Source organism: Nocardioides carbamazepini, assembly GCF_024614185.1.
Lineage (GTDB): Bacteria > Actinomycetota > Actinomycetes > Propionibacteriales > Nocardioidaceae > Nocardioides > Nocardioides carbamazepini.
Window position 1 is genome coordinate 453,745 of record NZ_JAHTLF010000025.1, and the last position, 13,987, is coordinate 467,731.

General features: G+C 72.6%; 12 protein-coding genes. 7 read left to right on the forward strand and 5 right to left on the reverse strand.

What is annotated here, in order from left to right; genetic code table 11:
• The first annotated feature begins 1 nt into the window (after position 1).
• A complete protein-coding gene (locus KVF89_RS28275) occupies positions 2 to 643 on the forward strand; it encodes an NADPH-dependent F420 reductase (RefSeq protein WP_257430472.1) in 642 nt (213 codons plus the stop codon).
• A gap of 3 nt (positions 644 to 646) precedes the next feature.
• Here the strand turns inward: KVF89_RS28275 and KVF89_RS28280 are convergent, their stop codons facing one another.
• From KVF89_RS28280 to KVF89_RS28290, 3 genes are read right to left on the reverse strand one after another with little or no spacing between them, the layout of a single operon-like run.
• Positions 647 to 2,074, reverse strand: a complete 1,428-nt coding sequence (locus KVF89_RS28280) for a phytoene desaturase family protein (protein WP_257430473.1) — start codon at positions 2,072 to 2,074, stop codon at positions 647 to 649.
• Positions 2,071 to 3,927 carry a DUF3556 domain-containing protein gene (locus KVF89_RS28285; protein WP_257430474.1) on the reverse strand — a complete coding sequence of 619 codons (1,857 nt, stop codon included), beginning with the start codon at positions 3,925 to 3,927 and terminating at the stop codon, positions 2,071 to 2,073. The genes KVF89_RS28280 and KVF89_RS28285 overlap by 4 nt, the downstream gene beginning before the upstream one ends.
• 2 nt (positions 3,928 to 3,929) lie before the next feature.
• Positions 3,930 to 5,411: a class I adenylate-forming enzyme family protein gene (locus KVF89_RS28290; RefSeq protein ID WP_257430475.1), complete on the reverse strand. Its 1,482-nt coding sequence runs from the start codon at positions 5,409 to 5,411 to the stop codon at positions 3,930 to 3,932.
• A gap of 162 nt (positions 5,412 to 5,573) precedes the next feature.
• On the opposite strand from KVF89_RS28290, the gene KVF89_RS28295 reads away from it, so the two are divergent.
• On the forward strand, positions 5,574 to 6,833 hold the full coding sequence (locus KVF89_RS28295) for a PucR family transcriptional regulator (RefSeq protein ID WP_257430476.1): 1,260 nt from the start codon (positions 5,574 to 5,576) through the stop codon (positions 6,831 to 6,833).
• 63 nt (positions 6,834 to 6,896) lie between these two features.
• Here KVF89_RS28295 and KVF89_RS28300 read toward each other — a convergent pair whose 3' ends face one another.
• Positions 6,897 to 8,201: an HNH endonuclease signature motif containing protein gene (locus tag KVF89_RS28300; protein WP_257430477.1), complete on the reverse strand. Its 1,305-nt coding sequence runs from the start codon at positions 8,199 to 8,201 to the stop codon at positions 6,897 to 6,899.
• A 499-nt stretch (positions 8,202 to 8,700) separates the two neighbouring features.
• On the opposite strand from KVF89_RS28300, the gene KVF89_RS28305 reads away from it, so the two are divergent.
• Genes KVF89_RS28305 through KVF89_RS28325 form a run of 5 tightly spaced genes read left to right on the forward strand, consistent with a single transcriptional unit; the run spans position 8,701 to position 13,272 of the window.
• Positions 8,701 to 9,645, forward strand: a complete 945-nt coding sequence (locus KVF89_RS28305) for a helix-turn-helix domain-containing protein (protein WP_257430478.1) — start codon at positions 8,701 to 8,703, stop codon at positions 9,643 to 9,645.
• Positions 9,642 to 10,202 (forward strand): dihydrofolate reductase family protein, encoded by a 561-nt coding sequence (locus KVF89_RS28310; RefSeq protein ID WP_257430479.1) that lies wholly within the window; start codon positions 9,642 to 9,644, stop codon positions 10,200 to 10,202. Before KVF89_RS28305 ends, KVF89_RS28310 begins: the two co-directional genes overlap by 4 nt.
• 49 nt (positions 10,203 to 10,251) lie before the next feature.
• Positions 10,252 to 12,093: a gamma-glutamyltransferase gene (gene ggt, locus KVF89_RS28315; protein ID WP_257430480.1), complete on the forward strand. Its 1,842-nt coding sequence runs from the start codon at positions 10,252 to 10,254 to the stop codon at positions 12,091 to 12,093.
• On the forward strand, positions 12,090 to 12,728 hold the full coding sequence (locus KVF89_RS28320) for an MSMEG_1061 family FMN-dependent PPOX-type flavoprotein (protein WP_257430481.1): 639 nt from the start codon (positions 12,090 to 12,092) through the stop codon (positions 12,726 to 12,728). The genes ggt and KVF89_RS28320 overlap by 4 nt, the downstream gene beginning before the upstream one ends.
• Positions 12,729 to 12,783: 55 nt before the next feature.
• Positions 12,784 to 13,272 carry a hypothetical protein gene (locus KVF89_RS28325; protein ID WP_257430482.1) on the forward strand — a complete coding sequence of 163 codons (489 nt, stop codon included), beginning with the start codon at positions 12,784 to 12,786 and terminating at the stop codon, positions 13,270 to 13,272.
• On the opposite strand, the gene KVF89_RS28330 is transcribed toward KVF89_RS28325, so the two are convergent.
• Entirely contained in the window at positions 13,256 to 13,936 is a 681-nt protein-coding gene (locus tag KVF89_RS28330) for a hypothetical protein (RefSeq protein WP_257430483.1), read from the reverse strand. The genes KVF89_RS28325 and KVF89_RS28330 overlap by 17 nt on opposite strands.
• Positions 13,937 to 13,987: the final 51 nt, after the last annotated feature.

The following is a 13,987-nucleotide window of genomic DNA, read 5'->3' on the forward strand; positions in this document are numbered from 1 at the left end:
CGTGACCACTCTGGGAATCATCGGCGCGGGAAATATCGGAAGCAACGTCGCGCGGGCGGCGGTGGCAGCGGGCTACAACGTGGTGATCGCCAACTCTCGTGGGCCGGAGACGCTCGGGGATCTCGTGGCCGAGCTCGGGCCCCGGGCCCGGGCGGCGACCGCGGAGGAGGCGGGTGCCGCCGGCGACGTCGTCGTCGTGACGGTTCCGCTGCATGCTGTCGACAAGGTCCCCGTCGAGCCGCTCGCGGGCAAGGTCGTGCTCGACACCAACAACTACTACTTCGAGCGCGACGGGCACATCGAGGCGCTCGACAAGGGCGAGACCACGACGTCCGAGATCCTGCAGCGTCACCTGCCGACGTCGAAGGTCGTCAAGGCGTTCAACCACATCGTCGCGACGGACATCGTCGCCGACGGTTCCCCTGCCGGCAGCCCGGGCCGGAGGGCGCTGGCGACGGCGAGCGACCACGACGACGCGGTGGAGTTCGTCACCCGTCTCTACGACGAGTTCGGCTTCGACACCGTGAACATCGGCCCGCTGAGCGAGTCCTGGCGTGTCGAGCGTGACCGTCCGGCCTATGTCGTCGTCCAGAACGCCGAGGAGCTGCGGGCCAACCTGGCGATGGCCCATCGCCTTCCCTGACGCTCACCGCAGTCGGCGCAGCGCCGCCTCGGCGGCGTGGAACCCACCCATCCCGTGCACGCCGGCGCCGGGCGGCGTGGCCGACGAGCACAGGTAGACGCCGGGAACCCCCAGGGCGTAGGGGTTCAGCGCCGGGCGCGGGCGGAACGCGATCTGCCGGGCGGTGTTGGCGCCGGCGCTGATGTCGCCGCCGACGTAGTTGGCGTTGTAGCTCTCCAGCGCGGCAGGGTCGCGGGTCGACACGGCGAGGATCCGGTCCCGGAAGCCGGGGGCGAACCGCTCGATCTGGCCGAGCACGGCGTCGGTGGCGTCGCCGGCGTACCCGTGGGGGACGTGGGCGTAGGCGTAGACGGGGTTCGCCGCGGCGGTGGAGCGGGACGGGTCGCAGAGGTACTGCTGGCCGAGCAGCACGAACGGGCGCTCCGGCATCTCGCCGCGCACGGTGGCCGCCTCGACGGCGGCGATCTCGGCGGCGCTGCCGCCGAGGTGCAGCGTCCCGGCGCGTCCGCAGTCCGGGTTGGTCCACGGGATGTCGCCGTCGACGGCGAGGTCGACCTTGAAGGCCGACGGGCCGTAGGAGTAGCGCGACAGCGCCCGGCGCACCCGGCCGGGCAGCCGGTCGCCGACGATCTGCAGGACGCCAGCCGGAGCAGTGTCGAGGAGCACGACGTCGGGAGCCCGGCCGATCAGCTCGTCCAGCTGTGCGAGCGAGGTGACCCGGACGCCCGTCACCACCGTCCCGCCGTACGACGCCAGCTCGGCCAGCAGCGCCCGGGTGATCGACTCCGTGCCCCCCTCGGCCACCGGCCAGCCGACGGCGTGCGCGGCGGCGGCGAGCATCAGCCCGACGGACGCGCTGAGAGGGAGATCGAGCCGCCCGAACTTGTGGGCGGCGACGCCGGTGAACAGCGCGCGGGCGGGTTCGTCGCGGAACCGCCGCCCCAGCACGGTCGCGGGCAGCAGCGCCTTCATCCCGAACCGGCCGAGGGTGACGGGGTGCCGCGGGACGTGCACGACCGGCTGGAAGACCTCGGCGATCAGGTCGTCGAAGCGCCGGACCGCGGGCCCGAACATCCGCTGCCACGCGTCCGCGTCGACACCCAGGGAGGCGGCCGACGCGGCGAGGTCGCGGGTGGCGAGGCCGGCCCGCCCGTCGTCGAGCGGGTGGGCGAGATCGACCTCCGGCCACAGCCAGCGCAGGCCGTGGCGCTCGAGGCCGAGCGCGGCGAAGTACGGCGACGCGACTCCCGTCGGGTGGAAGGCGGCGCAGTCGTCGTGGAGCAGGCCGGGCAGGGTGAGCTCACTGGTCCGGGTCCCGCCGCCGGGCCGGTCGGACGCCTCCACCACGGTGACGGCGAGACCGGCGCGCGCCAGGTGGATCGCGCCGGCGAGCCCGTTGGGGCCACTGCCCACGACGACGGCTGTGCTCACGAGACGGGGTCCCTTCCGGTGGTCAGGGTGGACTTCCGACGGTAGCCCGACGCCGACCAGGTCACGGCCAGCGGCACCGGGCCGTTGGGCAGCCACGGCTGCTCCTTGACGCAGTCCCGCACGTCCCACGTGCCCCGCTCGACGATCCCGAGAGCCGCGTCGATGACCCGGTACTCCTGCGGGCGCGAGGTCCGCCAGGGCGTGGCCTGCGACTCGCAGTAGGCCACGACCAGATCGCCGGGCTCGAGGCCGAGCCGCTTCTGCACGGCGGAGATCAGCCGCTCGTCGTGCAGGTGGCCGTCGCCGAAGTTCCAGCCGACCAGGATGTTGCACATGAACTCGCCCTCGCGGACGTCGCGGGCCTCCAGGTCGTCGAGGTGCTCGTGGAGCACGGAGAACAGGCCCCGCCCCTGGCTGTGCATCGACCGCCAGGCGAGCGCCTTCTGCACGGTCATCGCCGCCTCGTCCGCGGTGTAGGGCATCGGCGCCATCCGCTGCAGCTGGTCCTGCTGGACCTCCACCAGCGGCAGCTCGTTGAGCCGCTGCTCGACGCCGGGCTTCATCGCCCAGACCGCGGAGGCCCAGTTGCCGGCGTACTGGCGCATGGAGGGCAGGAAGGACACGAGGTCGGGGCGCAGGTTGCCGAGGACCGGACCGAAGAGCAGCAGCGCGAACACGGGGATCAGCAGCAGCGGCTCGGAGAAGTCCCAGATGTTGTACGTCGACGCGGCGAACCCGTCGCCGAAGCCGCCCCAGAGCACGATCGCGATGTAGCCGAAGTAGACGTTCCACTCCAGGGGTACGGCGAGCGGGAAGGTCGAGGTGATGTAGATGTGGAACACCAACATCGCCACCGCGCCGAGCAGCGCGACCGTGTCGTTGGTCGTCAGCAGCAGCACGATCGGGATGATGATCTCGACGGTCGTGCCGCCGACGTGGGCCATGAACCAGGCCAACCCGCTGGGCCGGACGTCGTCGGGGGCGTTGCGGTAGTGCAGCCGCTTGACGACGTTCAGCTGGCCGGGGCTGTTGGAGACCATCGGCGGCACGACGTTGATGAAGTGCTCGCCGATCTTGGAGACGCCGGCGCCGATCCACACGACGCAGATGATGATCTTGAACGCGACGACGAGGTTGACGAAGTCCGCCGAGGTCGCGCTGTCGCTCAGCGCGATCGCGCCGAGGGTGGCGGAGAACAGCATGATCGGCAGGTACTGCTCGGAGCGGGCCGCCAGGAAGACCACCTTGTCCCGCAGCCCCATCAGCGGCATCGTCACGAGGATCGGGAGGAACGCCAGCGGCGGGACCAGCTCCTGGGGGCCGGTGCCGGCGGGCAGGAAGGGCACCGCCTCGGCGTGCGCGACGAGCGGCCACACGAGGCTGGCCAGCACCGCGACGTACAGGACGACGTCGGCGACGGTCCGCTCGTCGCCGCCGGTGAGCGGGACGTGGCGGCCCCACGGCGCCATCCGGATGGTGCCCGGGCGCAGCCAGTAGCGGATGTTGCCGAGCATCGGCACGAAGTGGCCGCACAGCGGGCCGAACGCGCCGCCGAGGCCGATCACCTCGAGCAGCATCAGCCAGATCGCGAGCTTCTGGTAGACGACGACGTTGTCGAACCAGGTGCCCGGGTCGGTGAAGTGGACGTAGTCGGTGGTCCACGACGTGATGGCCAGGCCCACGGCGAAATAGAGCCCGAGCATCTTCAGGATGTAGACGACGTGCAGCATCCGCGGAGTGTTGAAGCCCTCGGTCACCCAGTTGGTGCTGAGCACCCGGATCCGCTCCTGGAACGGCAGGGCGAGGAACTCGGCCGGCGGCATCGGCTCCGGCGCGGGCTTGAGGAATCCCATGGTCAGGCTCCGCTCAGTCGGGCCCGCAGCGCGGGCTTGTCGATCTTGCCGACGGGGTTCTTGGGCAGAGCATCCAGCACGTGGAGCGCCACCGGAACCTTGATCTTCGCGAGCTCCGCGCGGCAGCGGGCGAGGAGGGCGTCGACGTCGACGGTGGTGTCGGGCCGCGCGGAGACGAACGCGACCACCACCTCGCCGTAGACGGGGTCGGGGCCGCCGACCACGGCCGCCTCGAGCACCTCGGGGGCACCGTGCAGCACGTTCTCGATCTCCTTGGGATAGATGTTCTCCCCGCCCCGGATGATCATGTCCTTGATCCGGTCCACGATCCGCAGGTACCCGTCCTCGTCGAGGATCCCGACGTCGCCGGTGTGCAGCCAGCCGTCGCCCAGCGCCTCGGCCGTGGCCTCGGGGCGGTTGAGGTAGCCGCGCATCACGTTGGCGCCCTTGATGACGACCTCGCCGCGCTCCCCGGGTGGGACCACGGTGCCGTCGGGCGCCATGACCGCCACCAGCTGACCGGGCAGCGCGGGGCCGACCGTGCCGGGCTTGCGCAGCCCGTCGACCGGGTTGCAGGTCGACGCGCAGGTGCCCTCGGAGAGGCCGTACCCCTCCACCAGTGGGAACCCGAACCGCCGCTCCACGGCCGCGAGCAGCTCCGGCGGCGCCGGCGCCGCGCCACAGACCGCGTAGCGCACCGAGCTCACGTCGGGCGCGACCTCGGCGGGGAGGGCGACCAGGTGGGCGTAGATCGTCGGCACCGCGGAGAAGTACGTCGGCCGCAGCCGCTCGATGCTCTCCAGGAACTCCACCGGGTGGAACCGCGGCAGCACCGACAGCTGCGCACCGACCGACATCGGGGTCAGCCAGCTGACGCAGATCGCGTTGACGTGGAACAGCGGCAGCACCAGCAGGCAGTGGTCGTCGGCGCCGATGCCGATGGCCTCGCCCATGCTGGAGATCATCGCGGCGACATTGCCGTGGTCGAGCATGACGCCCTTCGGCCGGCCGGTCGAGCCGCTCGTGTAGACGAGCAGCGCCAGGTCACCGGTCGACGTGCGTGCCGGAGGCAGTGCGCCGGGACCGCCCGGGTCGCTCGGGGAGACGGCCAGGTCAGCGACGTCGAGCGTGGTGGCGGTGCCGAGCCGGGCCGCCGGGTCGGCGGTCAGGACCAGGACCGTGCCGGAGTCCTCGACCTGGTGCGCGGCCTCGACCGCGGTGAAGGTCGGGTTGACGGGGGTCGCCGCCGCACCGAGCCGCCAGGCCGCCATGATCGCGACGAGCAGCTCGACCCGGTTGGGCAGCATGACCGCGACCACCGAGCCGCGGCCGACGCCGAGTCCGGCGAACTGCTGGGCCGCCGCCTCCACCCGATCGGCGAACGCGCGATAGGTGAGCTCGATCCGCTCGTCGCGGACACAGGGGCGGTCGTCGTACGCCGCCGGGCGCAGCCAGGGCAGCCAGGTGAGCTGGTCGAGGGTCATGCCGGAACGCTAGGACCGTCGTAGGTTCCCGCTCTTGGTCTTCGGAACCAAACTCCGGCCCGGGCTTAGGGGTCGCACGGCCAAGGCGGGCCGGCCTACCGCTCTGGCATGATGGCGTGACCGTCGTCACCCGTTGGTGTGATGATCCAAAGGAGGCAGGCCGTGTCGGACCCGGAGACCGAGATCCAGGGGATCGCCGCGCTGCTCGCCGAGCGCCAGATCGAGCTGACCGCCGAGCTGGTCGACGCCTTCCGCGACCGGATCCCGGAGCTGCCCACCGACCCCGCGCTGGTCGAGCTGCTCGTCGGCAGCTCGGGCGCCAATCTCGAGACCTTCGTCCACCTGATGCGGGGACACATGCAGGTCAAGGACGTGCACGCCCCGGTCGCGGCCGTGGAGTACGCGCGCCGACTGGCCCAGCGGGGCACCTCGCCGAGCGCGCTGCTGCGCGCGTACCGGATCGGGCAGCAGCTGATCCTGCAGTGGGCGCACGCGCAGATCACCGGCGGTGTCGCGGACCCGGCGCTGGCGTTGCGGACCGCGCAGATGCTGACCGACACGTCGTTCCTCTACATCGACGCCGTCTCCGAGGAGGTCGTGCAGGCCTACCAGGAGGAACGCGAGCGCTGGCTGGCCAACCGCAGCGCCGTCCAGCGTGAGACGGTCGAGGCGCTGCTGCGCGGCGACCGGCTCGACCTCGGGGCGACGGAGGCGGCGTTGGGGTACCGCCTGCGCCAGCATCACCTGGGTCTGGTGCTCTGGACCGCGGCCGGCGCAGGCGACCTGACCGACCTCACCGCCGTGGAGCGCACCGTCGCACGGATCGCCGAGCGGATCGGCGCCGGCGGCCAGCCGCTGTTCGTGCCCCGCGACCGCGAGACCGCCTGGGCCTGGCTCCCGATCGGCCGCACCGGCGACGTCGACCCGGCCGCCATCGACGCCGCGCTCGCCGAGGGCGACGGCCAGGTGTACGTCGCCGTCGGCTCGCCGGACGCCGGCGAGCCCGGCTTCCGCACCACCCACGAGGGCGCCGCCGCCGCACACGGCGTCGCCCAGCTGGGCCAGCACCCCGCCGGACGCGCCGTCAGCCACGTCGACCCCACCGTCCGCGCCGCCGCCCTCCTCGCCCGCGACCTGCCCGCCACCCGGCGCATGGTCCGCACCGCCCTCGGCGACCTCGCCGAGGACACCGACGGCGCCGCGCGGCTGCGCGAGACGCTGCTGGCGTTCGTCGAGGAGCGGGAGAGCTATGTCGCCACCGCCGCCCGCGTCCACCTGCACAAGAACACCGTGAAGTACCGCGTCGACCGGGCCGTCGAGGCCCGCGGCAGGCCGCTCGGCGAGGAGCGACTCGATCTCGAGCTCGCGCTGATCGCCTGCCGGTGGCTGGGTCCTGAGGTACTGGTCCGGCCAGCCGGCTGATGGTGGTCAGACACGCCTGAAGCCCCGCAGATGGGTGGTTCTGCGGGGTCCGGGGCTCGGTCGCTACTCGTCCGGTGGGTGTCCGGGATGGATGGGGTGGGTGCCGTGGTGGTCGACGCGGAACCGGAACCCGGCGGGGCTGGTCCACACATAGGACCCGGGCATCACGATGTCGTAGACCCAGGCCGAGTGGGTCTTCGCCCGATGGTGCCGTCGACATAGCGCCACTTCGTTGCACGGACAGGTGAGTCCACCCTGACCGTAGGGCCGGGCATGGTCGATGTCGCAACGCTGCGCAGGTCGAGAGCAGTGGGGGAACCGACACGTGTGGTCGCGCAGGATCACGCGGGTGCGGTGACGGTCGGGGATCTCATACGAGCCGACGGGGAGATGGTCGGCCAGGTCGATGACCGGTCGCACGATGATCGTGGTGTCCTTGGTCCGCAGCCATTCGCGGATCTGTGCCGAGGTGATCGGGCAGCGGCCCTCCTCCCACCGACCGACCGGATTCGCGAACGGATTGTCCCCGGCCAGGGTGGTGTCGGTGATGTGGACGTTGAGGACGACCTTGCGGCCGGGGACGGTCGCGATCACCTCGCCGGTGTCGGGGTCGGGGATCAGCAGGTCCAGGGCGAGGTCGTGGCGGGCGAGCTCGGCGGCGGCCTTGGAGCGGCGCACGTCGAGCGTCGAGTCGTCACCGAGCCGGGCGAGGGTCTCGGCTCGTCGGGCGACCGCTTGGTCGAGGTCGTGGCCGTCGGCGGCGTCCATGAGGGCGTCGAGGTGGACCAGGCCGTGCTCGTCGACTCCACCGATGTCGAACCGACGCCGGTCAGCGGCGGCCCGTCGTTCGGCCTCGGCCTGCTCGGGGTCGAACCGCAGCACCGCTTCGGCGACGAGGCGTTCGAGCTGGGCCCACCCGACCCCGGACGCGTCCCAGAGCTGCCGGTCGACGAACCCCGCCGCGTCGGCGGACAGGGGGCGGGTGAGGTCGGCGATCCGTTCGGCCCGCCACGGCGCCAACCTCCCCGCGACCACCGCGGCGTAGACGTGGGGGAGGCGCCAGGCGCACTCGATGACCCGCCCGACATACGCACGACCACCATCCGGCGACCTGCCGAGAACGGCGATGAGCTCCATCAACGCGAACTCCGACACCAACGGTGCCCCGTCACCGGCGATCGGGATCCCGGTGTCGAGGTAGCCCTCGGTGATGGTCGCCGCGCCCTCGGGGCTGTCGATGATGTGGTCGCCGGCCCAGGTGACGATGTCCTCCCACTCCTCGATCACGAGGGTCTCGCGGGAGCGGATCCGCTCGCCCAGGCGCGACAGCAGCGAGGCTGTCGTGCGGGGCGTGGTTCCGAGATCCATGACTGGATTCTCCCACCCGGCTACGACACTTCAAAGCGGCGCAAACCCGCCTGGGGACAAGGGAAACCCGATCAGCGGGTGTGGAGAACCCACGTCACCATCCGTGACAGAAGTGGCCCGAACCACGGCCACCCGGACCGCAGCCCGACCGCCGAACCCGGCCCCCTCCCGACCTTCCTCGTCGCTGCCTTTCGGAACGGAACCGGCCACCCGACCGAAACCCGCGGACAGCCCCCGCAGCCCGACCAGCGAGCCACGACGACACCAAACGACCTCCCCGACCTCCCCGACCTCCCCGACCTCCCCGACCTCCCGACCTCCGGCCTCGCCTCCTCGCCCCCGAGCGGCTGAGCAAGAACGGTCAAGCGCCCCCGGCCGCCGCCCAGCACACTGGACCCATGAGCACCCCACGACGTTCCTCTCCTCCGCTGCGCTCCTGGGCGTCGGTCGCCTCGCTCCCCACCTGCTCCGCATCCGAGCAACATCGCGGGGCCTCCGCTTGACCGGCCGGGACCGCCTCCGTGAGCTCCTCGACGCCGTGCTCGACGAGGACAGCCGGACGCTGACCGACATGGCGGACCGGGCGTTCGCGTCGCCGTACCACTTCAGCCGGGTGCTCTCGCGCGACACCGGAGAGGCGCCGGTGGCGATGCGGCGGCGGGTGATGCTCGAGCGGGCCGCCTGGCGGCTCCGGCAGGGCGGGAACGTCACGGACGCCGCGTGGGAGGCGGGCTACGAGTCGGTCGAGGGGTTCAGCCGGGCCTTCTCCCGGGCGTACGGCCATCCGCCGAGCGAGGCCACCGCGCCGGCCGGCGCGCCCACCGAGCGGCGCGGCACCTGGCTGCCGGCCGCCAACGGCATCCACTTCCATCCACCCACGAGCCTGTGGGTCCACGCCACGGAGCAGCCCATGAGCCCGCTCACCGACCAGCTGGTCCGCCACGACCTCGACGACACCCGGGTCCTCCTGGACCGTGCGAAGGGGCTCAGCGACGAGGAGTTCCGTCGCTCCCGGCTGCCGGGCCACGAGGTGAACTCGTGGGAGGGACCGGAGGAGTCGATCGCCGCGGTGCTGGAGCATCAGGTCGGCACCAAGGAGGTCTGGCTCGCCGCCATCGAGGGCGGCGACCTCCCGGAGCGTCCCGACGACGCCACCGCCGTCGACCTGATCGCCCGGCACGACCACGCCGCCGCCCGCTGGCTCGCCGTCGTCCGCGACGTCGACCGGCGCGGCGCCTGGGACGACCTGCTCATCGACGCGCTGTGCGAGCCGCCGGAGAGCTTCCAGCTCGGCAGCGTCATCACCCACGTCCTGACCTACGCCGCCCACCGACGCCAGCTCGCCCGCCACCTGCTGCGCTCCGCCGGGGTCGACGTCGATGACGGCGACCCGATCATGTGGCTGCGCGCCGAACGAGGACACCACGGAGGAGACCACGGATGACCCGCACGACCTACTACACCGCCACCACGCTCGACGGGTTCCTCGCCGATCCCGACGACTCGCTCGCCTGGCTGATGCGGCAGGACCTCGACGAGTCGGGACCCCAGAACTACGGCGCCTTCATCGAGCGGATCGGCGCCCTGGTCATGGGCTCGACCACCTACGAGTGGGTGCTCGCCCACCTCGCGGAGTCCGGCGAGGCCTGGTACTACGCGCAGCCGACCTGGGTGATGACCTCCCGCGAGCTGCCCACCCTCGACGGCGCGGATGTGCGCTTCGCGAAGGGCGCTGTCGTCGGCGTACATGACGAGCTGCGGGCTGCCGCGGGGGACAAGGACGTGTGGGTGGTCGGTGGCGGCGACCTCGCGGGCCAGTTCGCCGAGGCGGGGCTGCTCGACGACGTGATCGTGTCCATCGCCCCGGTCGTCCTCGGTGCCGGCCGCCCGCTGCTGCCGCGCCGGCTCGACCTCAGGCTCGAGGAGACCGCCCGCAACGGCGCTTTCGTCACGGCGCGCTACACCGTCGACGGCCCGCTGACCGAGGACCGCACGGGTTGACAGCGGGGGGATGGTGGAAGGGACCGGTCCAACTTCTCGGGAGGACATCGTGCGCCGTACCCTCGCCGTCCCCGTCGCTATCGTCGCCTCGACCACCCTCGCCCTGGGCGCCGCCCTCGGCACCGTCGTGCCGGCCGGCCCGGCGGTCGCGGGACCGGGCCCGAAGCCACCACCGAAGGCGTCCACCGCCACCGGCTACGGCGGCGCCGTCAGCTCGGTCGACGCCGACGCGACCGCGATCGGCCTGGAGGTCCTGCGGCGTGGCGGCAACGCGGTCGACGCGGCCGTCGCGACCGCGGCCGCCCTCGGCGTCACCGAGCCCTACAGCGCGGGGATCGGGGGCGGCGGCTACCTGGTCCACTACGACGCCGCCACCGGTGCGGTGGAGACGATCGACGGCCGCGAGACGGCCCCGTCGGGGATCCGGCCCGACGCCTTCATCGACCCGGCGACCGGGCAGCCCTACCCGTTCACACCTGACCTCGTGACGAGCGGCGTCTCGGTCGGCGTCCCTGGGACGCCGGCCACCTGGCAGACCGCGCTCGACCGATGGGGGAGCCTCCCGCTCGCGAAGGCGCTCCGGCCGGCCGCCCGGCTCGCCCAGCGCGGCTTCGTCGTCGACGACACGTTCGCCCTGCAGACCCGCGAGAACGCCGAGCGGTTCCGCACCTTCACCAGCACCACCGACCTGTTCCTCGCCGAGGGTGTGCCGCGCCCGGGCAGCAGATTCCGCAACCCGGACCTCGCGCGCACCTATCGCCAGCTGGGCGCGAAGGGGATCGGCTGGCTCTACTCCGGCCGGCTCGGCGCGGAGGTCGCGCGGACCGTGCAGCGGCCGCCGCTCAGCGGCGCGACCGACCTCCCGGCCCCGCCGGGCAGCATGACCGTCCAGGACCTGGCGACGTACCAGGCGCCGGTCCAGGAGCCCACCTCGATCGGCTACCGCGGCTACCAGGTCCACGGCATGGCGCCGTCGTCGTCCGGTGGCACGACGGTCGGGGAGTCGCTCAACATCCTCGAGCAGTTCCGGCCGAAGGGCGCGGTCCCGACCCTGCACCACTACCTCGAGGCGACGGCGCTCGCCTTCGCCGACCGGGGGAGGTACGTCGGCGACCCCGCCTTCGAGGACGTCCCGGTCGACGCGCTGCTCGACGACGTCTTCGCCAAGGAGCGGGCCTGCTCCCTCGATCCCGACGCGGCGGCCGCCAAGCCGGTCCCGGCCGGCGACGTGGCCTCCTACGACGGCGTCTGCGCCGCACCCGCGGCCGACGACGACGTGGACCGCGACACCGAGGGTCTGTCCACCACGCACCTCACGACGGCCGACCGGTGGGGCAATGTGGTCGCCTACACGCTCACCATCGAGCAGACCGGGGGATCCGGCATCGTCGTCCCGGGCCGCGGCTTCCTGCTCAACAACGAGCTGACCGACTTCTCGACCGTCTACGACCCCGACGACCCCAACCGGATCGAGCCGGGCAAGCGGCCGCGCAGCTCGATGGCGCCGACGATCGTGCTCCGCGACGGCCGCCCGGTGCTGGCGCTGGGATCGCCCGGCGGCTCGACCATCATCACCACCGTGCTGCAGGTGCTGGTCAACCGGCTCGACCTCGGCCTGTCGCTCCCCGACGCGGTCGCCGCGCCGCGCGCAGCACAGCGCAACACGGCCGCCGTCACGGCCGAGCAGGCCTTCATCGACGCCTACGGCGCCGCGCTGGCGGCGTACGGGCACACCTTCGCCGTCCCCGGGCCGCCGGGCTCGAGCGCCGCTGAGATCGGCGCCGTCGCCGCGGTCGAGCTCGCGCCGGACGGCCGGCTGACGGCTGTGGCGGAGCCCACGCGCCGGGGAGGAGGGGCAGCCGGTGTGGTCGCGCCTACGCTGATCCCGTGACGACCGAGGCCCCCTGGACCGAGATCACCGACGCCGCCGCGCTGACCGAGCTGCTCGGCGTACCCACGGACGCTGTGCGCGACAAGGAGCGGTCCGCGCTGACCGACGTCGACCGGGACTGGCTGGCCTCGTCGCCGTTCTGCATGGTCGCGACCGCCGACGCCGACGGACGCTGCGACGTCTCCCCGAAGGGCGATCCGGCCGGCCGGCTGGTCCACGTCCTCGACGACACGACGATCGCGATCGCCGAGCGACCGGGCAACCGGAGGGCCGACGGCTACCGCAACATCCTCGCCAACCCGCAGGTCGGCCTGAACTTCCTGATCCCGGGCCGCGGCGACACGCTGCGGATCAACGGGCGGGCCCGGCTGGTCGGCGAGGCGCCGTTCTTCGACGCCATGGTGGTCAAGGGCCACCGGCCGCTGCTGGCGGTCGTCGTCGAGATCGAGACGATCTTCTTCCACTGCGCGAAGGCGTTCCTGCGCTCGCAGCTGTGGCGCCCCGAGACGTGGGCCCCGGAGGCGCAGGTCCCGCGCCGCGCCGTCCTGGCCCAGCGCCTGGAGCGGCCCGGCGACAGCATCGAATCGCTCGACGCCCACTACGGCCCGAGCTACGAGGACCGCCTCTACGGATGAGCTCGGCTGATCTACGGTGGGCTCGGCACGCACTCGAACATCTCGGAGGACTCCCATGCGTCGTACGACGATCGCCGGCCTGGTCGCCGGGCTGACCCTGGTCGCGGCACCTGTGCCGGCCGGCGCCGCGCCGTCGGCGATCACGGCCGCCACGGCCAGCAGCACCGCCGGCACCGACGGCACTGCCGGCATCCCCGCCCGCGGCAAGCTCGGCTGGACCACGGCGCACAAACGGGCAGGAGCGAAGATCCAGGTCTGCCAGCACCGGGTGGGCAGCAACTGGGGACTCGAGATGCGTCTCGATGCCCGCAAGGCCAAACACTGGGTGCGCGGACGCGTTCGCATTCAGTACCTGGTGCAGGGGATGTGGAACACCTTTCCCGGCTCGTCGTCCCCGTGGCGGCGGAACGGCGTGGTCCACCTCACCAACTTCCTGTCCGGCGGCAAGACCTCGGTCCTGATCCAGGCGAGGATCAGGAAGCGCTCCGACAAGCCGCCCTTCACCGGCTGGATCGACGTGAGCGACGTCAAGCGCTGCCGCTGACCTCGAGGAACCCGCGCAGCGCGGGCTCCGGGTCGGCGACCGTGGTCATGTTGGCGAGGGCCACCACGCCGAGCAGCGCGACCGCGACGCCGGCCACGCCGGCCGCCGGACGACGTCCGTGCCGCCAGGCGCGCGCGCCGAGGCGGGCGACGACGAGGGCGGCGCCGGCGGCCAGGGCGACCATCGCGACGTGGTAGACCGCGAAGTCCCGCACCAGGCCGGCGAAGGCCGGCGTCCCGTCCGAGGCGAGCGCGAGATCGGCAGCCCCGGGCGGCACCATCGAGAGCAGCGAGGACAGGGGAGCGACGGCACCCTGGACGTTCGCGATCAGGACCACCGCGGCCAGGGCGGCGAGGACCAGCAGCGCGACCCGACCCGGCCCCCGGCGTACCCGGCCCAGGGCGACCACGAGCGCCCCCAGCAGCGCCGCGGCGGCCACGGCCTTCACGACGTGGAAGGTGGTCCAGTAGTCGGTCGCGGCAGCCAGGTCGCCGCTCACGACGCCGTCACCGAGGCGCCAGTGGTCGGCGAACGCACCGGGCAGCGCGTCGCGCAGCGCCCCCACGCCGGAGTAGTCGCCGACGAGCAGCGAGGCGAGGAGCTCGGGGGCCAGTACGACGGCGGCCACCAGGGCTGCCGTGGTCAGGGTGAGGGTGCGGGTCATGGCGACGACGCTAGGAGCCGGCGGCGTTCACCGCGTCGGACCGTGGTCTGA